This is a genomic window from Pseudomonas sp. GW823-FHT04A03, assembly GCF_058796615.1.
In genome coordinates this window covers 531,939-554,509 of record NZ_JBXAIV010000001.1, presented here as the reverse complement: position 1 = coordinate 554,509, position 22,571 = coordinate 531,939, and the positions used below count along the sequence as shown (strand labels likewise).

The following is a 22,571-nucleotide window of genomic DNA, read 5'->3' as shown; positions in this document are numbered from 1 at the left end:
TGGATCCATTTTTCTCACAGTTTTAGTACTGTTTTCCCACAATTGCCTGCGCCGAATCCCAGGCCAACGGTTATCCTTGCCCACCCGTTTGCGCCTATTCTTTTTTGTATCCATTCGGGAACTTGTGGCTATGCGCCACTTACTCATGCAAGAGCCCGGCATTTTTGATCGACCGGCGCCCCATCACCCATTCTTGAGAGCCGCCACTATGTCCAGCCCTGCGTCCACCATCCTTGTAGTAGAAGACGACGCCATCGTGCGCATGCTGATCGTCGATGTACTGGAGGAATTGGAGTTCAAGGTTCTGGAAGCGGATGGCAGCGAGCAAGCGCTGGAAATCCTCAAGGATGTGAATCAGCACATAGACCTGATGATGACCGACGTCGGCCTGCCGATCATGGATGGCCGTCAACTGGCCACCGAAGCCCGCAACATTCGCCCGGCCCTGCCGATTCTGTTTGCCAGCGGTTACGCCGAGACCATTGAAGTGCCGGCGGACATGCATGTGATCGGCAAGCCGTTTTCCATTGATCAATTGCGCGACAAGGTCAAATCCGTTCTGGAGAAATCCTGAGCACGAGACGTCAGTGCCTGAGTAAGCTGTCACGCGCCCTGCCGGTGGTCTTCTTGCTCGGTCTTGCCCGACGTACACCCGATAAAAACGGATCACTCGACACGTGGGTTATGGTCTAATCCGCGCGCCTTTTTTCCGTCAATTCGTCCCAGGAACCGTTTCTCATGAGTCAGCCCGCAACCAAAGTCCTCGTCATTGGTTACGTCTGGCCGGAACCCCGCTCCTCCGCTGCGAGCGGGCATGTGATGCAGATTCTCGAGACGTTCCTGCAACAGGGCTGGCAAATCACCTTTGCCAGCCCGGCCGGCACTGGTGAACATCGCGCCGACCTGACCGCGCTGGGCATCCGCGAAGTCCCGATCGAACTCAACAACAGCAGTTTCGACGTGTTCATCAGTGAACTGGCGCCGGATATCGTGCTGTTCGACCAGTTCATGATCGAAGAGCAATTCGGCTGGCGGGTGGAGAAGCATTGTCCCGACGCCCTGCGGGTCCTGGAAACCTCGGATCTGCAAAGCCTGCGGCATGCACGGCACCAGCGATTGAAGGATCGACTCAAGCACAGCGATGACGCCAACGACTTCGCTGAGCTGTTTGCACCGGCGCTGGCTGAAGAGTTCGAGCTGATGGCGGACACCGATCTGGCCAAGCGCGAGATTGCCGCGCTGTATCGCTGCGACCTGAACCTGATGATCTCGCAGGTGGAAATCGAGTTGCTGGTACAGCAATTCAAATTGCCACCGGAGCTGTTGCACTGGTGCCCCTTGATGGTCGAGCCACCGAGCACACCAGCGAAACCCTTCGAGGAGCGCGCGCATTTCCTCAGTATCGGCAACTTCCGTCACGCGCCGAACTGGGACGCGGTGTTGTGGATGAAGTCCACCGTCTGGCCGCTGATCCGCGAACAACTGCCCAAAGCCCAATTGCACCTATACGGCGCCTACACGCCGCCCAAGGCGGCGGCCTTGCACAACGCCGCCCAGGGTTTTCACATCATGAACTGGGCCGAGGATGCGTTGCAGGTAATGTCCGATGCGCGCATCTGCCTGGCGCCCTTGCGTTTTGGGGCGGGCATCAAGGGCAAATTGATCGATGCCATGCTTTGCGGCACACCGAGTGTCACCACGCCCATCGGGGCTGAAGGCATGCATACCGATCAGTCATGGCCAGGGGCAATCTGCCGCACGGCGCAGGACCTGGCCAATGCCGCAGTGAAGCTTTATAGCGACGACATCGCTTGGCAAACAGCCCAATCCCATGGACAAGCTCTACTCGAGGACGTGTATCAGCAAACGATACATGGCCCGGCATTAATCAATAGACTGTTGGACTGCCGCAAAAATCTTGCCCAACTAAGAAGGAATAATTTCACCGGCAGCATGCTGCGACATCATTCACACAAGAGCACGCAATACATGGCCCAGTGGATTGAAGCAAAGAACTCAAACAAGTAAATCACCCTCGAAATGTATAAACACAAGAACCAATAACTTGCATCAATCGACAGATAGCCAATCAATAAATTAAACACTATAAACATCCTGCCTGCACCACTCTTGTCATTTGAAAGTGGCGCAATCATTCAACTAATGCAGGATGCATAAATGACCGATCTCAACGAATTCGCCACCCATGGCTGGATGGCGGCGACACCGTCCATCGACACTCTATCGATCTCTGACCTGACGCTACCAGGAACCCACAACGCCGGCAGCGACTGGCGCGCCACTTATCCGGTATTCGGCCCACCCCGTCACTGGCTCGCCTGTCAGCATGACTCATTCCATGCTCAACTGCACCATGGCGCAAGAGTGCTGGACGTTCGCCTGGTCTACGAGCCCAAGGCAGACGGCGTCGGCAAGTTCCGCGTTCACCATGGCGGGCACCGCAACTCCCGGACATTGGGCAACTTGATCACCGACGTAGAAAACTTCCTGACGCAGAACCCGGATGAATTCATTATTCTGGACCTCCATAGTCTCGACGGTAACGACTTTGACTATGAATATTTCAATAAAGTGATGATTCACTTACTCGGCCACCGTTTGATTCCGAGCCGAAATCTGAGTGCCAGCCTTGGCCAGCTTAAACAGATCAACAATGAACAACGTGTATTTGTTGCCGCCCGTTCGCACTGGCAACTCGATCGCAGCATATTCATCGATTACATCAACCATCAATGGTCGGGTAACGATCTGACCGGAACGGCGGAATTGAAACAGTTCATTGGCAATGTCTTGAAATCGCCACCGGGCTCCTGGAAACCCTGGTCGTTGTCCGCCACCAGCTTCACTGCGCTGGGCGGGCCGGTTGATATTCATAAAGAATTGAACGAGTGGTTCGACCCGAACAACAGTGACTGGGCGATGAAGTGCAACATCATCAACGTCGACTTCATTGAAGAGTCCCGCATCGTGTCGTTCTGCCGTACCGTCAATCAAACCAAGGCACGCATCGACGCAACCGCTGAGCGCAAGCTGGCGTAACCGACGCGCAAAGAGGCATGATCACCGGGCGATAACAAGAAAAGCACTCAGCCATGACCCGAACAGCCCGCGTCACCGACCCTTCCTATGAACTGATGGACGACCACAACGGGTTGTCCATCATCTATCGCCAGCATGGTTTCCCCTGCCCGCTGGTGCGCTGGCATTTTCACAAGGAATACGAGCTGCACCTGATCGTCGCCAGTTCGGGCAAGGTGTTCATTGGTGACTACATCGGCAACTTCTACCCGCAGACGCTATTCCTGACCGGCCCCAATCTGCCGCACAACTGGATCAGCCAGGTGGCCGAAGACGAAGTGGTCGAAAAACGCGACATGCTGGTCAACTTCACCGATGAGCTGTTCGAAAGCGGTCATCAGGTGTTCGCCGAACTCAAGACCCTGGCGCCGCTGCTCGATCGTGCGCAGTACGGCATCGAGTTCCGCTCCCCGCAGACAATTCGTCAGGCCATGACCTTGATGCAACGCATCGCCGATTCAAACGGCATCACTCGGCTCGGGCACTTTTTCATCCTGATGGAGTTGCTGGCCGCCTGCGACGACTACCAGTTGCTGTCCGGCGCCACCACCCCGCAACTGGCGGACGAGCACAACATCGACCGCACCAACCGCGCGGTGGATTACATCTTCGCCCACTACGCCCGCGAACTGCCGCTGGAGGAAGTCGCCGAGCATCTGGGCATGAAGCCGACGTATTTCAGCCGCGTGTTCAAACAGGCCACCGGGCGCAATTTCATCGAATTCGTCAATCGTCTGCGCATCAGCAAATCCTGCGAACTGCTGGCCGACGGCGACAAACCGGTGACCGAGGTGTGTTTCGAGTCGGGCTTCAACAATATTTCCAATTTCAATCGGCGCTTTCAGCAGCTCAAAGGCATGACGCCTTCGCATTATCGGCGGCTGGTGGTGCAGCGCCTGACAGAGCAAAACCACGGCTGACCGGGTAAAACCTGTACGGATTCTTGCCTGCCGCCCTGCTGAAACGCCCTTCCCTGCGTTTATCGCGCCAATCCCGAGTGCAAAAAAGTATCGATTCAAGTGCTAGGGATGATTTGTCAGCCCTGCGTTAGAAGGCTGTAATCAGTGCACATTCTTCCCCGCCGGAAGAACACAAAAACAATAACTGTCCTTCTGCCCCCGCCGGGTGCAGAAAAGGAGTGCACGATGCAACCCACTGCAAAAGCTCTGCTGGCCCTCACCTGCATGACCCTCAGCAGCGTCAGCCTTGGCGCCCAGACCCTGACCATCGCCACCGTCAACAACAGCGACATGATCCGCATGCAAAAGCTCTCGAAAACCTTCGAGACCGAGCATCCGGACATCAAGCTCAATTGGGTGGTGCTGGAAGAAAACGTCCTGCGCCAGCGCCTGACCACCGACATCGCCACTCAGGGCGGTCAGTTCGATGTGTTGACCATCGGCATGTACGAAGCCGCACTCTGGGGTGCAAAAGGCTGGCTCGAACCGATGAAGGATCTGCCGGCCAGCTACGCCCTCGACGACGTGTTCCCGTCGGTGCGTGAAGGCCTGTCGGTCAAGGGTTCGCTGTACGCCCTGCCGTTCTACGCCGAAAGCTCGATCACCTATTACCGCACCGACCTGTTCAAGGACGCCGGCCTGACCATGCCGGAGCGCCCGACCTGGGAACAGATCGCCGGCTTCGCCGAAAAACTCACCAACAAGGACAAGGAACAGTACGGCATCTGCCTGCGCGGCAAGGCCGGCTGGGGTGAAAACATCGCGCTGATCACCACCGTGGCCAACGCCTACGGTGCGCGCTGGTTCGATGAGCAGTGGAAACCGGAATTCAACGGTCCGGAATGGAAAAACGCGCTGAACTTCTACGTCGACACCATGAAAAAGTCCGGCCCGCCGGGTGCATCCAGCAACGGCTTCAACGAAAACCTTGCCCTGTTCAACAGCGGCAAGTGCGCGATGTGGGTCGATGCCAGCGTCGCCGGCTCGTTCGTCACCGACAAGACTCAAAGCAAGGTCGCCGATCACGTCGGTTTCACCTACGCGCCGCATCAGGTCACCGACAAAGGCTCGGCGTGGCTGTACTCGTGGGCGCTGGCGATTCCGACCAGTTCCAAGGCCAAGGACGCCGCCAAAGAGTTCAGCGCCTGGGCCACTTCCAAGGAATACGGCGAACTGGTCGCCAAGACCGACGGCATCGCCAATGTTCCGCCGGGCACCCGCGCCTCGACCTACAGCGACGCTTACATGAGCGCCGCGCCGTTTGCCAAGGTCACGCTGGAATCGCTGAAAGCGGCCGACCCGAGCAAACCGACCCTCAAGCCTGTGCCTTACATCGGCATCCAGCTGGTGACCATTCCTGAATTCCAGGGCGTGGGCACTCAGGTCGGCAAGCTGTTCTCGGCCGCGCTGATCGGCCAGACCACGGTCGACCAGGCGTTGACTGCCGCGCAGCAAACCACCGAACGCGAGATGAAGCGCGCGGGTTATCCGAAGTAATCCTGCGAAAAGCTGCTCCTGCCTCCTGTGGGAGCGAGATTGCTCGCTCCCGCACGGGATCTCCATAGGTCTGTATGACTCGGTTGTGATCACCATGAATACTTCAACTGCCAAAGCCCACATCGACCTGTCGCAGCCCCGGCGCAAAAGCCGTGTGGCCAATCCCGGCTGGTTTCTGGTCAGCCCTTCGGTGGCCCTGTTGCTGCTGTGGATGATCGTGCCGCTGGGCATGACCGTCTATTTCTCGATGATCCGCTACAACCTGCTCGACCCGGGCACCAACGAGTTCGTCGGGCTGGAAAACTTCACCTACTTCCTGACCGACTCCGGCTTCATGCCCGGCGCCACCAACACCTTGCTGCTGGTAGGCAGCGTGCTGCTGATCAGCGTGGTGTTCGGCGTATTGATCAGCGCGCTGCTTGAGGCCAGCGAGTTCTTCGGTCGCGGGATCGTGCGGGTGATGCTGATTTCGCCGTTCTTCATCATGCCCACGGTCGGCGCTTTGATCTGGAAGAACCTGATCTTCCACCCGGTGTCCGGGATCCTCGCCTACATCTGGAAACTGTTCGGCGCGCAACCGGTGGACTGGCTCGCTCACTACCCGCTGCTGTCGATCATCATCATTGTCTCGTGGCAATGGCTGCCCTTCGCGATCCTGATCCTGATGACCGCCATGCAGTCCCTCGACCAGGAACAGAAAGAAGCCGCCCGCCTCGACGGTGCCGGCCCGATCGCGATCTTCTGGCACCTGACCCTGCCGCACCTGGCACGCCCGATTGCGGTAGTCGTGATGATTGAAACCATCTTCCTGCTGTCTGTGTTCGCCGAAATCTTCACCACCACCAACGGCGGCCCCGGCTACGCGTCGACCAACCTCGCCTACCTGATCTACAACCAGGCGCTGGTGCAGTTCGACGTCGGCATGGCCTCGGCCGGCGGCCTGATTGCCGTGGTCATCGCCAACATCGCCGCGATCATTCTGGTGCGGATGATCGGCAAAAACCTGACTGACAAAGCCTGAGGCCTGCCATGACTCTTCAACAATCCCGCCGGCTGCAAAGCCTGCTGCTCGGCACGCTGGCCTGGGCCATAGCGATCATCATTTTCTTCCCGATCTTCTGGATGGTGCTGACCAGTTTCAAGACCGAAATCGACGCCTTCGCCACGCCGCCGCAGTTCATCTTCACGCCGACGCTGGAGAACTACCTGCACATCAATGAGCGCAGCGATTACTTCAGCTTTGCCTGGAACTCGGTGGTGATTTCCTTCAGCGCCACGGCTCTTTGCCTGCTGATCGCGGTGCCGGCAGCCTACTCGATGGCGTTCTACGAAACCCAACGCACCAAAGGCACGCTGCTGTGGATGCTCTCCACCAAGATGCTGCCGCCGGTGGGCGTGCTGATGCCGATCTACCTGCTGGCCAAGAGTTTCGGCCTGCTCGACACACGCATTGCGCTGATCGTGATCTACACGCTGATCAACCTGCCGATCGTGGTCTGGATGGTTTACACCTACTTCAAGGACATCCCCAAAGACATCCTCGAAGCCGCCCGCCTCGACGGCGCAACCCTCGCCCAGGAAATGCTCCGCGTGCTGCTGCCGATCGCCAAGGGCGGCCTCGCGTCGACCGTGTTGCTGTCGCTGATCCTGTGCTGGAACGAGGCGTTCTGGTCGCTGAACCTGACCTCGTCCAAAGCCGCGCCGCTGACCGCGCTGATCGCCTCCTACTCAAGCCCTGAAGGATTGTTCTGGGCCAAGTTGTCGGCCGTCTCGACCCTGGCCTGCGCGCCGATCCTGATCTTTGGCTGGATCAGCCAGAAACAACTGGTGCGCGGCCTGTCGTTCGGCGCCGTCAAATAAGAATTCGCATGAGGAGCGCCACCATGGCCAACCTGAAAATCAAGAATCTGCAAAAAGGCTTCGAAGGCTTTTCCATCATCAAGGGCATCGACCTTGAGGTGAACGACAAGGAATTCGTGGTGTTCGTCGGCCCGTCGGGCTGCGGCAAATCCACCCTGCTGCGACTGATCGCCGGCCTTGAGGAAGTCAGCGGCGGCACCATCGAACTGGACGGACGCGACATCACCGAAGTCAGCCCGGCCAAGCGAGATCTGGCGATGGTGTTCCAGACCTACGCGCTGTACCCGCACATGACCGTGAAGAAAAACATGTCGTTCGCCCTCGACCTCGCCGGCGTACCGAAGGCTGAAGTCGAGAAGAAAGTCGGCGAAGCGGCGCGCATTCTGGAACTGGGCCCGATGCTCGAGCGCAAGCCGAAGCAACTGTCCGGCGGCCAGCGTCAGCGTGTGGCCATCGGCCGGGCGATCGTGCGCAACCCGAAAATCTTCCTGTTCGACGAGCCGCTGTCCAACCTCGACGCCGCCCTGCGGGTACAGATGCGCCTGGAACTGCTGCGCCTGCACAAAGATCTGAAAGCCACGATGATCTACGTGACCCACGATCAGGTCGAAGCCATGACCATGGCCGACAAGGTCGTGGTGCTCAATGGCGGCAAGATCGAACAGGTCGGCTCGCCGCTGGAGCTGTATCACAACCCCGCCAACCTGTTCGTCGCCGGTTTCCTGGGCACGCCGAAAATGGGCTTCCTCAAGGGCCAGATCACGCGAATCGATGGCGCGAGCTGCGAAGTCTCGCTGGACGCCGGCACCCGCATCACCCTGCCGTTCAATGCGGCGAACCTGAGCGTCGGCAGCGCCGTGACCCTCGGCATTCGTCCGGAACATCTGGAACTGGCGCAAGCGGGCGACTGCACCCTGCAAGTCACCGCTGACGTCAGCGAGCGGCTGGGCAGCGACACCTTCTGCCACGTCAAGACCAACGCCGGCGAAGTCCTGACCATGCGTGTGCGCGGTGATCTGGCGAGCCGTTACGGCGAACAACTGAACCTGCACCTGGACGCTGCCCACTGCCATCTGTTCGATGCCGACGGCGTGGCACTGACCCGCCCGTTGCGCGCGGCCGCCTGATTTCGAGACTGACCCGATGAAACTGAACAAGCAAAACCTCAACCGCCTGGCCACCGAAGTGAAACTGCCGGCCTACAGCCTCAGCGACACACGCCAGGGCATCGCCCACATTGGCGTCGGCGGTTTCCACCGCGCGCATCAGGCGTATTACACCGATGCGCTGATGAACACCGGCGAAGCGCTGGACTGGGCGATTTGCGGCGTTGGCCTGCGCACTGAAGACCGCCGCGCCCGCGACGATCTCAAGGAGCAGGACTACCTGTTCACCCTGTTTGAACTCGGCGACAGCGACGACACCGAAGTCCGCGTCATCGGCGCGATCCGCGACATGCTGCTGGCCGAGGATAGCGCTCAGGTGCTGATCGACAAGATCGCGGATCCGCAGATCCGCATCGTCTCGCTGACCATCACCGAGGGCGGTTATTGCATCGACGACAGCAACGGTGAGTTCATGGCGCACCTGCCGCAGATTCAGCACGACCTGACGTACCCGCAACAGCCGAAAACCGTGTTCGGTTTCCTCTGTGCCGCACTGGCCCGACGCCGTGCGGCGGGCATCCCGGCATTCACCGTGATGTCCTGCGATAACCTGCCACACAACGGCGCAGTTACCCGCAAAGCGCTGCTGGCCTTCACAGCGTTGCTCGATCCGGACCTGCGCGACTGGATCGACGCCAACGTCAGCTTCCCCAACGCCATGGTCGACCGCATCACGCCGATGACCAGCATCGCCCATCGCCTGCAACTGGCGGACAAGCACGCCGTCGATGACGCCTGGCCGGTGGTCTGCGAACCGTTTGTGCAATGGGTGCTGGAAGACAAGTTCGTCAACGGCCGCCCGGCCTGGGAAAAGGTCGGCGTACAGTTCACCGACGATGTTTCGCCCTACGAAGAGATGAAGATCAAACTGCTCAACGGCAGTCATCTGGCCCTGACTTATCTGGGCTTTTTGAAGGGTTACCGCTTCGTTCACGAGACGATGAACGACCCGCTGTTCGTGCGCTACATGCGCGCCTACATGGACCTGGACGTGACTCCGCAACTGGCGCCAGTGCCGGGGATCGGCCTGACCGAGTACAAGAACACGCTGGTGGCGCGGTTTTCCAATCAGGCGATTGCCGACCAGCTTGAGCGGGTTTGCTCGGATGGTTCGTCGAAGTTTCCCAAGTTCACCATTCCGACGATCAATCGGTTGATTGCCGATGGGCGTGAGACCAAGCGCGCGGCGTTGGTGGTGGCGGCCTGGGCGCTTTACTTGAAGGGTGTGGATGAGAATGGCGACACTTATTCGATTCCGGATCCTCGGGCGGCGTTTTGTCAGGCGTTGGTGGCGGAGGATGCGCTGATTACTGAGCGGTTGTTGGGGGTTGAAGAAATCTTCGGTACGGCGATACCGCGTTCGCCAGAGTTTGTTGCGGCGTTTGAGTGGTGCCTGAACAGCTTGCGCGAAGACGGCGTCACTCGGACTCTGGAACAGATTCTCGCCGCCTGATCGTTCCCACGTCGAGGCGTCGAACCGTCCGCGTGGGAATGCAGCCCGGGACGCTCCGCGTCCCCCTCAACAGCGGACGCAGAGCGTCCATTGCGGCATTCCCACGCAGAGCGTGGGAACGATCTGGAGCGCACATGACAACCCAACAACTGTTCCTCGGCATCGACTGCGGCACCCAAGGCACCAAAGCCATCATCCTCGACGCCACCAGCGGTCAGGTGTTGGGCCAGGGCGCCGCCGCCCACACGATGATCAGCGGCGCCAACGGTCGTCGCGAGCAAGACACCGCGCAGTGGCTGGAAGCCTTCGCCCTCGCCACCCGCCGCGCTTTATTGGCGGCAAATGTCGACGGCCAGTCGATCCTCGGCATCGGCGTTTCCGGCCAGCAACACGGCCTGGTGCTGCTCGACGATCAAGGCCAGGCCCTGCGCCCGGCCAAGCTTTGGTGTGACACCGAAACCACGCCTGAAAACGACCGCCTGCTGACTCACTTGGGCGGCGAAGCAGGTTCGCTTGAACGCCTCGGCGTGGTCATCGCGCCGGGCTACACCGTCTCCAAACTGTTGTGGACCAAGGAACAGCATCCGGATGCGTTCGCCCGCATCGCACGAATCCTGCTACCCCACGACTACCTGAATTTCTGGCTCACCGGCCGTGCGTGCAGCGAATATGGTGACGCATCCGGCACCGGCTATTTCAACGTACGCACCCGCCAATGGGATTTGCAGTTGCTGCGTGACATCGACGCCAGTGGCCGTCTGCAATCCGCGCTGCCAGAGCTGATCGACGCCCATCAAGCGGTCGGCACGATCCTGCCCGCAATCGCCGAACAACTGGGCATCAACCCCAATGCACTGGTGTCCAGCGGTGGCGGCGACAACATGATGGGCGCCATCGGCACCGGCAATATTCAGCCGGGCGCGATCACCATGAGCCTCGGTTCTTCCGGCACGGTGTACGCCTACGCCGAAGCGCCGAAGGTCAGCCCGGACGCATCGGTCGCGACCTTCTGTTCGTCGAGCGGCGGCTGGCTGCCGCTGATCTGCACCATGAACCTGACCAATGCCACCGGCGCGATCCGCGAACTGTTCGACCTCGATCTCGACGCCTTCAACGCCTTGGTGGCCCAAGCCCCGATCGGCGCCGAGGGCGTAAGCATGTTGCCGTTCCTCAACGGCGAACGCGTGCCTCCCCTGCCCCACGCCACCGGCAGCCTGCATGGCCTGACGATCGATAACCTGACGCCAGCCAATCTGTGCCGCGCCGCCGTCGAGGGCACCACCTTCGGCCTGCGTTTCGGACTGGATCTGCTACGCCAGAATGGTTTACAAAGCCGCAGCATTTGCCTGATCGGCGGCGGCTCGAAAAGCGCGGTGTGGCGGCAGATCGTCGCCGACATAATGAACACCCCGGTGATCTGCACCGAGCAGAGCGAAGCCGCAGCGCTGGGCGCGGCGATTCAGGCGGCGTGGTGCAAGTCGTGGTCGAATGGCCACGAAGACACCCTGGCCGATTTGTGCGAACGCTGCGTGAAGCTCGACCTGAACAGTGAAACCCTGCCGGTTGCCGCGAATGTCGCGGCGTTCCAGCAGGCCTATGAACGCTATCGACTGCATGTCGCAACCTTATAAAGAGCAAACAACTATGTACCTGGTGTGTGGCGAAGCGCTGTTCGATTTCTTCAGCGAAGACGATGCCGGCGGACAGGCATCGAAAGTCAATTTCAAGGCGATTGCCGGTGGCTCGCCGTTCAACGTGGCGGTGGGCTTGCGCCGACTGGGCGTGGATTCGGCGCTGTTTGGCGGGTTGTCCACCGACTACCTCGGCCGGCGTTTGCAGCAAGTGCTGCAGGATGAAGGCGTACGCCCGGACTATCTGGTGGATTTCGCCGCGCCGACCACCCTGGCGATGGTCGCGGTGGGCGCCAATGGCTCGCCGCATTACAGCTTCCGTGGCGAAGGCTGCGCTGATCGCCAGTTGAGCCTGGCGCATCTGCCAACGTTGGGCCCTGAAGTGCGTGGCTTGCACTTCGGTTCCTTCTCGCTGGTGGTGCAGCCGATCGCCGATACCTTGCTTGCGCTGGTGCAGCGTGAAAGCGGCAAACGCCTGATCAGCCTCGACCCGAACGTGCGCCTCAACCCCGAGCCGAACATCGACCTGTGGCGCGAACGAATCGCTACGCTGGTGCCGTTGGCGGACCTGATCAAAGTCAGCGACGAAGACTTGAATCTGCTGTACCCCGAGCAGGATCCGGCGCGCGTCATCGAAGGCTGGTTGCAGCATCGTTGCCAGGTGGTGTTCCTGACCCGTGGCGGTGAAGGCGCGACCGTGTTCAGCCGTGCCCACGGTTCATGGTCGGTGCCGGCAAGTTCGGTGAAGATCGCCGACACCGTCGGCGCCGGCGATACCTTCCAGGCCGCGTTGATCACCTGGCTGACCGAGCATGAACTGGATTCGGTGGAAGGCGTGCAGCACCTGAGCCGCGAACAGATCGACGGCATGCTCAGGTTTGCCGTACAGGCCGCCGCCCTTACATGCAGTAAAACAGGTCCGGATTTGCCTTATCGCCACCAGTTGACCTGACCGCGTAGACTGGCGCCCTTTTTTGCACGACGGGATGACGGCTTTTGAATTCGGGGCGCACGGTTGGACTGTTGGTATTGGCGGCACTGCTGACCGGTTGCGGAACATCGCCGCCGCGTTCGCCGGAAAACCTCTGCGAGATTTTCCGCGAAAAGAGTGATTGGTACGACGCGGCGCAAGTCACGCAAAAGCGCTGGGGCGTACCGATCCAGGTGCCGTTCGCGATCATGTATCAGGAGTCCGGCTACCGCTACGACGCCAAGACGCCGCGCAAATACCTGTTGTGGGTGATCCCGTGGGGCCGGGTTTCGACGGCCTCGGGTTATGCGCAAGCCAAGGATGAAGTCTGGTCCGACTACCAGAAAAGCACCGGTCGATATGGCGCCGATCGCGAAGACTTCGATGACGCCATCGACTTTGTCGGCTGGTACATGGACAAGACCACCTCGATCAACGGCGTGTACAAATACGACGCCTACAACCAGTACCTCAACTACCACGAAGGCTGGGGCGGCTTTCGCCAGAAGACCTACGCCAGCAAGGCGTGGCTGCCGCCGGTGGCGCGCAAGGTGCAGAACCGCTCGGACATGTACGGTCAGCAATATGCGGCGTGCAAGGATGATCTGAATCGCGGGTTCTGGAGCCGGTTCTGGCATTGGCTCTGACCCTCAGTGCTCTTACGGACGCATTCGCGAGCAAGCTCGCTCCCACAGGGATTTAGGGTGACCACAATTTAGTGAGCACCCGGGGAAACCTGTGGGAGCGAGCTTGCTCGCGATGGCGTCAGTCCAGACACCACCGACCTATGGGTTACAACACCGAAAAGTTGTAACTCACGATCAACCGGGTCTCATCCACATCCCGGGCGAACTTCTCGTAGTTGGTGCGGTAAGTCGCATTTCGCAAACGCAGGCTGACGTCCTTGAACGTCCCGGTCTGAATCACGTATTTCAACTCGCTGTCGCGTTCCCACTCTTTGCCTTCCTGATCGCTGCCCGGCACCTTGATGTGGTCACCGTTCACGTAACGGGTCAGGAAACTCAAGCCATTGATGCCGATCGCCTTGAAGTCATAGTCATAACGCAGCTGCCAGGAACGTTCCTGCGCGGCGGCGAAGTCGTTGACCTGCACGTAGTTCACCAGATACGGATTGCTGCCATCCAGATACGGCATCGAGTTGTCACCGTTCATACGCTGCCAGCCAGCGCTAAAGGTGTGACCGCTGATGCCGTAGGACAGCATGCCGCTCAAGGCGCGGTTGTCGATGGAGCCGGCTTTCGCATCACCGCTGTCGGCGCTTTTCAGCAAACGCAGATCGGCTTTCAGCACACCGTCACCCAGCGGCTGGTTGGCCAGCAGACCCACGAAATGCTGGCGATAGATGTCTTCCAGCTCGGCGTAGTGGTACTGCGCGGTCAGACGATCGTTGATCTTGTAGTCGAAGCCGTACATGTCGAAATGATCGGCGGTGGTGTTGCAGGCGTAGCGCTTGTTCTTGCAGTGCACGCGGATGTCTTGCGAATCGGTCGAATCCCGCGCGGTGTATTTGTCCAGACGCGCGGCCATGAAGGTCAGATCCTTCACCTCTTTCGAGGTCAGCATTGCGCCGTTGAACATGGTCGGCAGCAGACGGCCGTCGTTGTACTTGAGCAACGGTAGATCCGGCAGCAGCGCGCCGTATTTCAGCACCGTGTCCGAGACTTTCACCTTGGCGGTCAGGCCCATTTTTGCGTACTGACCTTTCGAAGCACGCGGGTTGTCGCCGCTGGACGGCAGCAGGCCGCTGTTGCTGCGATCCGGGCTGGAATCGAGCTGGAAACCCGCCATGCCCAGCGCATCGATCCCGAAACCGACAGTGCCTTCGGTGTAGCCCGATTGCAGATTGAGAATGAAGCCCTGCGCCGATTCTTCGCGCTTGGACGCGCCCTGATCACTGGAGGTGTGCCCGTCACGGAAATCGCGGTTGAAGTACACCGTGCGCGACTCGATCTTCGCCGTGGTGTCTTCGAAAAAGCCGCTGGCCTGAACCTGCGCGGTAAAACCGGCGCACAGCACAAAGGCTCCGAAGCCAAGCGACTGGCGCGGGGTGATGAGGGGAAATGGGGGACGCATTGAAAACTCCAACAGAACAACGATTGCGCAGAGGCGCAAACAACCAGAAAACAGCTCCCGTCCCGGAACATTGAAGCACCGTGAGGAAGTGAATACGCGGGGGGTGAACGGCAATGATGGCAGATGGCTTTGATGTGCTGAAGGCGACTTTAGTCTGAAACTGACTGGCTGTTCTCCAGCGGCAAATTCGATAACGGTCGAATATCTGTCAGCCGTAAGTGCCGGTTTTACTGGGCAAAACTGCGGTTCTAAGGGTTTTCCCTATGCCGCCGGACCACCGCCTCTACGGCATTTGCGCCTTGAACGAGGCGGTTTAATCCTGCACCATCCGCCCACGCTAATCCAAAGGACGGAAAACAAGGCATGCTGGACGCCAATGCTACCCACATAACCCTCACGCTCGAAGGCGCTTCCGCCGACCTGCAAGTCCTCAGCTTCACCGGTCGCGAAGCCCTCAACGAACCGTTCCGTTTCGACCTCGAACTGGTCAGCGCCCGTCCCGACCTCAATCTTGAAGAACTCCTGCACAAGCCTGGCTGCCTGACCTTCGGCGCCACTGGCGAGGGCACGATTCATGGCCTGGTGTATCGCATCGAGCAAGGCGATTCCGGCAAGACCCTGACCCGTTACAGCCTGAGCCTGGTGCCGCAACTGGCCTACCTGCGGCACAACCATGACCAGCAGATTTTCCAGAACCTCACCGTGCCGAAGATCATTGCCCAGGTGCTGGAAGAGCGCGGGATTCTGGGCAACGCCTACAGCTTCCAGCTCGGCGCCGAATACCCGGAACGCGACTACTGCGTGCAGTACGACGAATCCGACCTGCATTTCATCCAGCGCCTGTGCGAAGAGGAAGGCATTCACTTCCACTTCCAGCACAGCAGCAGCGGCCACAAACTGGTGTTCGGCGACGACCAGACCGTGTTCCGCAAACTGAAACCGGTCAACTACCAGCAAGACTCCGGCATGACCGCCGACAAACCGGTGATCAAGCGTTTCAACCTGCGTCTGGAAACCCGTACCAGCCGCGTAAGCCGCCGCGACTACGATTTCGAGAAACCAAAGATCCTGCCCGAAGGCGCCGCCAAATCCGAGTTCATGCCGGACCTGGAAGACTACGACTACCCCGGCCGCTTCACCACGCGCGAGCGCGGCAAGTTCCTCTCGACGCGAGCGCTGGAGCGCCATCGCAGCGACTACAAACTCGCCGAAGGCAAAGGTGACGAACCGACCCTGACCAGCGGCCACTTCATGACCCTGGCCGAACACCCGCGCGCCGAATGGAACGATCTGTGGCTGCTGCTGGAAGTCTTCCACGAAGGCAAACAGCCGCAAGTGCTGGGCGAAAACGTCACCAGCGACGTCACCGACAACAAGAGCGATTTCCACCAGGGCTACCGCAACTCATTCGTGGCCACCCCGTGGGACGCCCATTACCGCCCTGCCCTCGAACACCCGAAACCGAAAGTCCTCGGCAGCCAGACCGCCATCGTCACCGGCCCTGCCGGCGAAGAAATTCACTGCGACCAGTACGGCCGCGTGAAAGTGCAATTCCACTGGGACCGCGACGGCCAGGCCGACGACAAGACTACTTGCTGGCTACGCGTCGCCAGCGGCTGGGCCGGCGCTGCCTACGGCGGCATCGCCATTCCACGGATCGGCATGGAAGTGCTGGTGACCTTCCTTGAAGGCGACCCCGACCAGCCACTGGTGACCGGTTGCCTGTACCACAAGGAAAACGTCGTCCCCTACGCCCTGCCGGCGAACAAGACCCGCAGCACCTTCAAGACCCTGAGTTCACCGGGCGGCAAGGGCTACAACGAGTTCCGCATCGAAGACAAGAAAGGCGCGGAACAGATCTACATCCACGCCCAGCGCGACTGGGATGAAAACATCGAGCACGACCAGAAAATCCGTGTCGGCAACGAACGGCATGACACGGTCGAAGCCAATACCTACAGCGAGTTCAAGGTCGAAGAACACCGCATCACTCACCTGAATCGCATCAGTGAAATGCGCGCCAACGATCACCTGACCGTCGCCGTGACCCAGCACCTCAAGGTCGGCACGGCGCAACTGGTCGAAGCGGGAACCGAGATCCACTACTACGCCGGCCAGAAAGTCGTGATCGAAGGCGCAATGGAACTGACCGCCAAGGCCGGCGGCAGCTTCGTCAAAGCCGATGCCGGCGGCGTGACCATCAGCGGCGCCGAAGTGAAGATCAACACCGGCGGCGCACCGGGCGTGGGTACACCGGCAGCGCCGTTGTTGCCGGGGCCGATGAAGGTGGTGGATGCGGATAAGGCTGGGAAAGCACCGCTGCCCGCCCGCCTGAACGAATCAGGCATCACGCCGCTGTGCGGAAAACAGAGTAACGGCGCTTGCAGCCGTAAGGATTGCACATGCATGTAAAAGCGCTGAGTGCTTTGCTGGAAGAGCCTCGCTACAACTTCTCGGACCTGCCGGCAGCGAACCCATCGCTGTGTTTCATCATCGACCAGGGGCTTCAGCCACAAGCCATGAGCCGGCTCTACCGGGTGGGTGAGCCCGTAGTTTGCGAAGGGCTGTTTTTCCGGACGGAGTTCGTCGAGATACCCGATGGCCCCTTGTGGCTGGTCGCCCCCCGAGGCAGCAAACTGGCTGCAGAGGCTGCAAAACTCTGTGAAGAACACTTTTCGGGAATTGCGATCTCGACACCTGACCCGGAAAAAGCCCTGGCTCATGCACGCTGGCTGCTCAAAGCCAACGACGGTTCCGGAGGGCAAAGTTTACTGAGTTACCACAAGCCGAGCCTGTGGGCAGCACTGGCCTACACCGCCGAAAAGACCTTCGATCAGTTGTTGGGTTGCTGGTCGGCCGTTTACGCCCCCGCGCCAGGAAACTTTGGCCAGCAACGTGGTCCATGGTTAGCCTGGGTGGCTAACGCGGAATCGACATGGTCGGGTGACCAGTCGGCATTCAACCTTCCGATGGCGGCCGCGCAAGTTCAGGCGCGCCTCGGATGGGTGTATTGGGTGGATGAAGAGTACGAGGCGTTTGGCGAGCCCGGCGAGGATCGTTTGAACGATATCGCTGACAATCTCGACCTGCTACTCAACAGCAATATTTATGACGGAGACCACCTGCTCAAGCTGGGTCATGTCGTAAACGGTCCTCTGTTTGAAACGCAGCCTGAGATCATGGCGATCCTGCAATCAAAGGATGAGTCGTTTATCAAAGTAGATCGGCTCCTGGAATCAGCCGCCGTCGCCCAACGTTAACGGCGACGCGACAACAGAACGGAATCACCATGGAAATCACGAATCACGCCGTCATGCCCGGCGAAACCCTTGCCCAGATTGCCTCGCGCTACAACAGCACCGTGGCGCAACTGCGCCAACTCAACCCCTTCATTACCAATCCGGACAACGTCAAAGTCGGATGGAATCTGAGCGTACCGAAAAGCGCGCAAGCCGCGTCAGCCAAACCGGTTGCTCAGGCACCTGCTGCGTCTCAAGCGCCCGCACAGGCAACCGCTAATGCGCCAGCTCAGTGTACGGCTGAGGACTTGGTTGAACTGGACCCTGTCAAGGACGCTCCAGAGGGGTCCTCAAAAACCTACAAACCCTTTGCCCGTGCGTGCGATAAAACGTATGCCAGCGCCATTTATGCAACTGAGGAACAAGAGTTCTGGCTGCTGCCTGAGCGTGCAGTGTCTGCCATTAAAGAATCGATGTTCGCCCTGGAGAAAATGATTGCGCCGAACAAGGCCCGCGATGCGCGCCTCAACGGGCTGCAAGAGTCAGGTCTGCTTGAGTATTTCCTCGAACCCAAGTTGAGCAACTTCCTCGAAGGCGAAAAACGTGCCCGCATGGAAGAGTTCGAAGCGATGGGCGATGAGATCGAAATCGATCCCGCCACCGCCAAAAAGAGACAGAACGAAGCCAACCGAAACAAACCCGCGGCCGCGCCTGCACAACCTCCACAGGAAGACACTCTCCAGTCCCGCATGGATCGTTTGAATGCGGACAACGCCGTACAGCAAGGTGTCCACAAAGAAATCATCGACTTTCACAAGCGGCGGGCTGAGTGGCGTGCGCTGAAAAAAGAGGCTGTAGCGGCTGCAAAGCTTGAAGGCTACTCCTACGAAAGCGGGACGTTGTACTCCAAGGATGCAATTGAAGCCCGCGCCCGCGTGCAAGCGTATCTCGAGGCCCGGAAAAAGCTATTCGCCAATAAAGACTTCAAGCAGGTGTCACTCGAAGACGTCGCCAAGGCCCTTGCTGAAAAGAAAAAAAGTTACGAGAACATCTGCACCGGCATGACCGACTGCACAGCCGACCTCTTCGCTTACGTTTACACGTTGCACAAGAACGCCGACGCGCTGAATTACCACGATTACACCGAATCCATTATCAGAGTTTCAGAATACGGTATCGCGCTTCCAGAGTTCGCGCTGATCAGTGATGGCCTGCCATCGGGCATTGCGCAATTCAAGTTGTACATGGACACCGAGAAGAAACAGGCGGAAATAACTGCACAGCTCCAGGAAAAATACAAACGCTGGATCGAAGCCACCGGACAAAATGCCCAAGCACCGGCGGGCCTTGTTGACGTCGAGCGAGCCGAGTGGGATCGCCTGCAGAAAATCAAGGACGACCTGCAGGCAACAGCCCAGCAGAATGTGATCGCGGCCAAACCGGGACGCCATCTGATCTGGGAGCCAGAAGAGTTCCAGCCCAAACCCGTCGACCGCATGGTTAAACCCGGTTTTCCTTTGCGTGAAGTCAGCCTCTCGGATGCCAAGGGCACGCCTCTGGGCTGGTTCAGCATGACGAACCTGAAAGACTTCAAGAAAATCATGGCGGAGGATGCACAAAAAGCCGGTCGCTCCTACAAAAAGATGGGCGAAAGCTTACCGACCGATGCCACGGAAGACTCGGATAAAAACAGCGAAACCAGTTCGTTCCGCCAGTGGCTTATCGCGCAGGGCGCGATGAAGTTCAGCGATCAGACAGGTGACTGTTTTGATGAAAAAGGCTGGTTCAAGGCCAATGACTTTTACGCTTATCTGAAAAAGCAGGGCTACAAGGTCACTGAGCTGGAGAACAGTGCAACATTGACCAGTTGGGGTAAACACCTGCAGCAACTGGTCTTCAAGAAAAGTGTGCGCGGCAAAATCCGACTGTTCGATAACAGCCCTCAGGCTCAATTTGTCCGCTGCCTGACCCCTCCTCAGCCGAGCATTCACGGTGAAGTGAAGCTGGAAGGTCCAAAAATGAGCGCCGCCGAAGGCTTTCAGATGTCGGCCAACATGGGTTTGAGCCTCGACCTGGCCCGCGGCGAAGTGCAGTTGATGAAAGTCGACATGCCCGCCAAGGAAAGCGCCAAAGACATCACACTGGATTACCTACTGGACGGCAAAGCCCAGCAGATGAGTTTTGGCCGATTCTCCTTTCACTTTGGTGTAAAGGCCTGGGGCTACGCTGGCGCGTCGCTGTTGCTGGCCGGTACCGTCGAGTTGAACCCTATCCTCGGCAACGTCAAATACGGAGCATCCCTCAGCCCCGTCAAACGCGCACAGCGCGAAGACGCCTCGGCCAAAGAAGAACGTGCAGATCACGATGCGGCCAAGAAGGCCAAGGCCGACAGCGGTGACAACAGCCCTACTCCCGACCTTGAACACAAATCAACGTCCGGTACCTATGTCGATACCAAAAGCACAGACCAGGTACTCACCGGCAAAAAAGCCAATGTGCAAATTGAAAACGGGGCAAAGGCCACCTTCAACGTTTTCGGAGGTCTGCAAGCGGCTATCGAACTCACCGGCGCACTGAACTGGGCCCCACCCAAAGACCTCGTCGCACTGCGCACTGCACCCACTATGGGTATCGGCAGCGACAAAGACGCGAAAAAAAACAACCCATGGCTTACGCTCGCCAAGCTGAGTGGGTCTGTAGGGGTTGCGCTGGGTGCGGGATTCCAGGGAACCGCGCAGATATCACTCGATAACGGGCGCTTTATTCTCAACCTGAAAGCGGCAGTGGTACTGGGGCCTGGTGCTAACGGCAGTTTTAAGTTCGAGATTGGTTATGAGGCGGTGGTTGACATCATCAACTTGTATCGAAAAGAACTTTACAAGGCGAAAGGTAGAAAGATTGAGTGGATGGAGCCTGAAGCAGGAAAGTATGCATCAGCTCTTAACGTTTTAGGAGCAGCCGGGCTTAATGTGGAGATGGCTTATCTCATGGGCTGGGACATGGTCATGAGCTTGTATGAAACGATGACCAGAGGCGGAAAAGGTGGTCCGATTGCTCATGCGATTGTCGAATATCAAAATCCCGACGAATTAAAGCGATGGGTGATAGAAGCTACTCCAGCAGCGTTAGGTCCAATTTTAATGACACTAACGTCTAATCCTCAAGAATTCGCCATAGCAACAACAAGACAAAATGGTTCCTCCTTTTCAAAAGAAGGACAGAAAAAGTACACCAAGGAAAGCTCGTATCTAGCACAACAAATGGCGATCGAAATAATAATAAGCCACATCGCCACCAACGCAAAAGAAAGAGGAAATCTTGTCGAAGCTCAAAAACAATTTGAGTTAGCTTGTGCTTGCATGAACCAGTTCGGAGTAGAACCTGTTGATAAAGGCCAAAAATACTGCGAGAACCGCTTCCTTCTTAACAATTTTATGAGCGAGCCAGTACTTGCTTATTCAGAACCTGCCGGCAACAATGCTAGAGAACTTTATAAGAAAAACTCCGCAATACTAGGAGGACCTTTTGACGGAACCTGCAAAATTATCATGCATGAAAACAGCTATATTCCAAAACCATCCGTAAGATATATAGCACCAGCGAGCAAGCCAAATTGAAAATTACAAATTTAATCACTGCATCCCTTTGCGCCATTTCCTTTTTAATGTGCAACAGTTCGAATGCCGCGCTTACTCCCCAACAAGAATCAGCAAAGCAAAAAGGCATTGAGCTTTACAACCAATACAAAGCCATATCAGCAATTGATTTTTTAAAGGTAGCCGCCACGGGAGGCGATGACGAAGCTCTTTACTATTTGGGCGAAGCGATAAGAAAAAACAATCGATATATGACTCAAGAAGCACAAAAAGCATACGAGGAGTCCGCAAAAAAAGGCAACATTTATTCAATGATTCGACTTGCCGGAGCAGGTGACGATTTATGCGCGACAATGAACAATTGTTCTGACGCTGAGCGATCCTCCGCAGAATGGCTTACCGAAGCTAAGAAACAAGCAACTGAACAGGCTTCACAAGGTAATGCTGAAGCAATGTATCTAATGTGGGAAATAACCGGGAACGATGACTGGTTAGAAAAATCTGCAGAGAATAAATTTGCCCTTGCACAATTCCGCCTTGCGACAAAGTACCGAGAAGGAGGTGGAACTTTTTTACTACCTTCAAGGCGTAAAGATGCAATCGAGCGTTGGATGAAGGCATCAGCTGAGAATGGCTACCCTCCAGCAATGATGGGCATGGCAGCAGTTACTATTGAAAAAAAAGACCTATCCTCTTTCAGAGATTGGAACGAAAAAGCTGCGAATAGAAGCTATGTCTCTGGAGTTTTTGGGTATGCATCCTACATTGGTAAAGTAGAGCCAAAATACGGATTCGCGCCAGACCTAGTTAAATCATATGCCTTACTGTCAAATCTATTAGAGCTTGACGGGGGTGGGAACATGATAAATTACGTAAAGGATATACTGCCAGAAGTTGAAAAAAACATGTCGAAAGATCAGATAGCAGAGGCAAGAAAACTTGCAACAACCTGGAAGTCCAGCCATCCGCCGCTCTCATTTTATCCAGACAAGCTAGGATACTAACAC

General features: G+C 57.8%; 17 protein-coding genes. 16 read left to right on the top strand and 1 reads right to left on the bottom strand.

The genetic code is table 11. From position 1 onward, the window contains the following. Nucleotides 1-208 precede the first annotated feature (208 nt). The 12 genes from AC1Q9F_RS02400 (at nucleotide 209) to AC1Q9F_RS02345 (ending at nucleotide 13,282) form a co-directional block, all read left to right on the top strand. Nucleotides 209-574, top strand: a complete 366-nt coding sequence (locus AC1Q9F_RS02400) for a response regulator (RefSeq protein ID WP_492619100.1) — start codon at nucleotides 209-211, stop codon at nucleotides 572-574. Nucleotides 575-738: 164 nt separating this feature from the next. Further along, nucleotides 739-2,028 carry a glycosyltransferase gene (locus AC1Q9F_RS02395; protein ID WP_492619101.1) on the top strand — a complete coding sequence of 430 codons (1,290 nt, stop codon included), beginning with the start codon at nucleotides 739-741 and terminating at the stop codon, nucleotides 2,026-2,028. A gap of 150 nt (nucleotides 2,029-2,178) precedes the next feature. Next, nucleotides 2,179-3,060, top strand: coding sequence for a phosphatidylinositol-specific phospholipase C domain-containing protein (locus AC1Q9F_RS02390; protein WP_207982654.1), 882 nt, complete (start codon nucleotides 2,179-2,181; stop codon nucleotides 3,058-3,060). A 53-nt stretch (nucleotides 3,061-3,113) separates the two neighbouring features. Then, a complete protein-coding gene (locus AC1Q9F_RS02385; RefSeq protein ID WP_179695069.1) occupies nucleotides 3,114-4,019 on the top strand; it encodes an AraC family transcriptional regulator in 906 nt (301 codons plus the stop codon). Nucleotides 4,020-4,244: 225 nt separating this feature from the next. After that, nucleotides 4,245-5,555 (top strand): ABC transporter substrate-binding protein, encoded by a 1,311-nt coding sequence (locus AC1Q9F_RS02380; RefSeq protein WP_459797279.1) that lies wholly within the window; start codon nucleotides 4,245-4,247, stop codon nucleotides 5,553-5,555. A 94-nt stretch (nucleotides 5,556-5,649) separates the two neighbouring features. After that, nucleotides 5,650-6,576, top strand: a complete 927-nt coding sequence (locus tag AC1Q9F_RS02375; RefSeq protein WP_039768250.1) for a carbohydrate ABC transporter permease — start codon at nucleotides 5,650-5,652, stop codon at nucleotides 6,574-6,576. Nucleotides 6,577-6,584: 8 nt separating this feature from the next. Continuing rightward, nucleotides 6,585-7,415 (top strand): carbohydrate ABC transporter permease, encoded by an 831-nt coding sequence (locus AC1Q9F_RS02370; RefSeq protein ID WP_007957423.1) that lies wholly within the window; start codon nucleotides 6,585-6,587, stop codon nucleotides 7,413-7,415. Nucleotides 7,416-7,438: 23 nt separating this feature from the next. Beyond that, nucleotides 7,439-8,542, top strand: coding sequence for an ABC transporter ATP-binding protein (locus AC1Q9F_RS02365; protein ID WP_492619102.1), 1,104 nt, complete (start codon nucleotides 7,439-7,441; stop codon nucleotides 8,540-8,542). A 16-nt stretch (nucleotides 8,543-8,558) separates the two neighbouring features. Further along, entirely contained in the window at nucleotides 8,559-10,034 is a 1,476-nt protein-coding gene (locus AC1Q9F_RS02360; RefSeq protein ID WP_492619103.1) for a mannitol dehydrogenase family protein, read from the top strand. A 134-nt stretch (nucleotides 10,035-10,168) separates the two neighbouring features. Then, nucleotides 10,169-11,665: a xylulokinase gene (gene xylB / locus AC1Q9F_RS02355; protein WP_492619104.1), complete on the top strand. Its 1,497-nt coding sequence runs from the start codon at nucleotides 10,169-10,171 to the stop codon at nucleotides 11,663-11,665. A gap of 13 nt (nucleotides 11,666-11,678) precedes the next feature. Continuing rightward, nucleotides 11,679-12,617, top strand: a complete 939-nt coding sequence (locus tag AC1Q9F_RS02350) for a carbohydrate kinase family protein (RefSeq protein WP_492619105.1) — start codon at nucleotides 11,679-11,681, stop codon at nucleotides 12,615-12,617. 44 nt (nucleotides 12,618-12,661) lie between these two features. Continuing rightward, on the top strand, nucleotides 12,662-13,282 hold the full coding sequence (locus tag AC1Q9F_RS02345) for a transglycosylase SLT domain-containing protein (protein ID WP_039768240.1): 621 nt from the start codon (nucleotides 12,662-12,664) through the stop codon (nucleotides 13,280-13,282). Nucleotides 13,283-13,427: 145 nt separating this feature from the next. Here the strand turns inward: AC1Q9F_RS02345 and AC1Q9F_RS02340 are convergent, their stop codons facing one another. After that, nucleotides 13,428-14,729: an OprD family porin gene (locus AC1Q9F_RS02340; protein ID WP_492619106.1), complete on the bottom strand. Its 1,302-nt coding sequence runs from the start codon at nucleotides 14,727-14,729 to the stop codon at nucleotides 13,428-13,430. A gap of 363 nt (nucleotides 14,730-15,092) precedes the next feature. Between AC1Q9F_RS02340 and AC1Q9F_RS02335 the strand changes: the two genes are divergently transcribed. The 4 genes from AC1Q9F_RS02335 to AC1Q9F_RS02320 are packed head-to-tail and all read left to right on the top strand — an operon-like array spanning nucleotide 15,093 to nucleotide 22,568. Continuing rightward, nucleotides 15,093-17,141, top strand: coding sequence for a type VI secretion system Vgr family protein (locus AC1Q9F_RS02335; RefSeq protein WP_492619107.1), 2,049 nt, complete (start codon nucleotides 15,093-15,095; stop codon nucleotides 17,139-17,141). After that, nucleotides 17,132-17,989, top strand: coding sequence for a DUF4123 domain-containing protein (locus AC1Q9F_RS02330; RefSeq protein ID WP_492619108.1), 858 nt, complete (start codon nucleotides 17,132-17,134; stop codon nucleotides 17,987-17,989). Before AC1Q9F_RS02335 ends, AC1Q9F_RS02330 begins: the two co-directional genes overlap by 10 nt. 29 nt (nucleotides 17,990-18,018) lie before the next feature. Beyond that, on the top strand, nucleotides 18,019-21,585 hold the full coding sequence (locus AC1Q9F_RS02325) for a LysM peptidoglycan-binding domain-containing protein (protein ID WP_492619109.1): 3,567 nt from the start codon (nucleotides 18,019-18,021) through the stop codon (nucleotides 21,583-21,585). Next, nucleotides 21,582-22,568, top strand: a complete 987-nt coding sequence (locus AC1Q9F_RS02320) for a tetratricopeptide repeat protein (protein WP_492619110.1) — start codon at nucleotides 21,582-21,584, stop codon at nucleotides 22,566-22,568. The genes AC1Q9F_RS02325 and AC1Q9F_RS02320 overlap by 4 nt, the downstream gene beginning before the upstream one ends. The last annotated feature ends 3 nt before the right edge of the window (nucleotides 22,569-22,571 follow it).

Excerpts from the sequence above, each read along its gene's own strand:
- AC1Q9F_RS02400 (WP_492619100.1), top strand. The coding sequence starts at position 209 with ATGTCCAGCCCTGCGTCCACCATCCTTGTAGTAGAAGACGACGCCATC.
- AC1Q9F_RS02395 (WP_492619101.1), top strand. The coding sequence starts at position 739 with ATGAGTCAGCCCGCAACCAAAGTCCTCGTCATTGGTTACGTCTGGCCG.
- AC1Q9F_RS02390 (WP_207982654.1), top strand. The coding sequence starts at position 2,179 with ATGACCGATCTCAACGAATTCGCCACCCATGGCTGGATGGCGGCGACA.
- AC1Q9F_RS02385 (WP_179695069.1), top strand. The coding sequence starts at position 3,114 with ATGACCCGAACAGCCCGCGTCACCGACCCTTCCTATGAACTGATGGAC.
- AC1Q9F_RS02380 (WP_459797279.1), top strand. The coding sequence starts at position 4,245 with ATGCAACCCACTGCAAAAGCTCTGCTGGCCCTCACCTGCATGACCCTC.
- AC1Q9F_RS02375 (WP_039768250.1), top strand. The coding sequence starts at position 5,650 with ATGAATACTTCAACTGCCAAAGCCCACATCGACCTGTCGCAGCCCCGG.
- AC1Q9F_RS02370 (WP_007957423.1), top strand. The coding sequence starts at position 6,585 with ATGACTCTTCAACAATCCCGCCGGCTGCAAAGCCTGCTGCTCGGCACG.
- AC1Q9F_RS02365 (WP_492619102.1), top strand. The coding sequence starts at position 7,439 with ATGGCCAACCTGAAAATCAAGAATCTGCAAAAAGGCTTCGAAGGCTTT.
- AC1Q9F_RS02360 (WP_492619103.1), top strand. The coding sequence starts at position 8,559 with ATGAAACTGAACAAGCAAAACCTCAACCGCCTGGCCACCGAAGTGAAA.
- xylB (WP_492619104.1), top strand. The coding sequence starts at position 10,169 with ATGACAACCCAACAACTGTTCCTCGGCATCGACTGCGGCACCCAAGGC.
- AC1Q9F_RS02350 (WP_492619105.1), top strand. The coding sequence starts at position 11,679 with ATGTACCTGGTGTGTGGCGAAGCGCTGTTCGATTTCTTCAGCGAAGAC.
- AC1Q9F_RS02340 (WP_492619106.1), bottom strand. The coding sequence starts at position 14,729 with ATGCGTCCCCCATTTCCCCTCATCACCCCGCGCCAGTCGCTTGGCTTC.
- AC1Q9F_RS02335 (WP_492619107.1), top strand. The coding sequence starts at position 15,093 with ATGCTGGACGCCAATGCTACCCACATAACCCTCACGCTCGAAGGCGCT.
- AC1Q9F_RS02330 (WP_492619108.1), top strand. The coding sequence starts at position 17,132 with ATGCATGTAAAAGCGCTGAGTGCTTTGCTGGAAGAGCCTCGCTACAAC.
- AC1Q9F_RS02325 (WP_492619109.1), top strand. The coding sequence starts at position 18,019 with ATGGAAATCACGAATCACGCCGTCATGCCCGGCGAAACCCTTGCCCAG.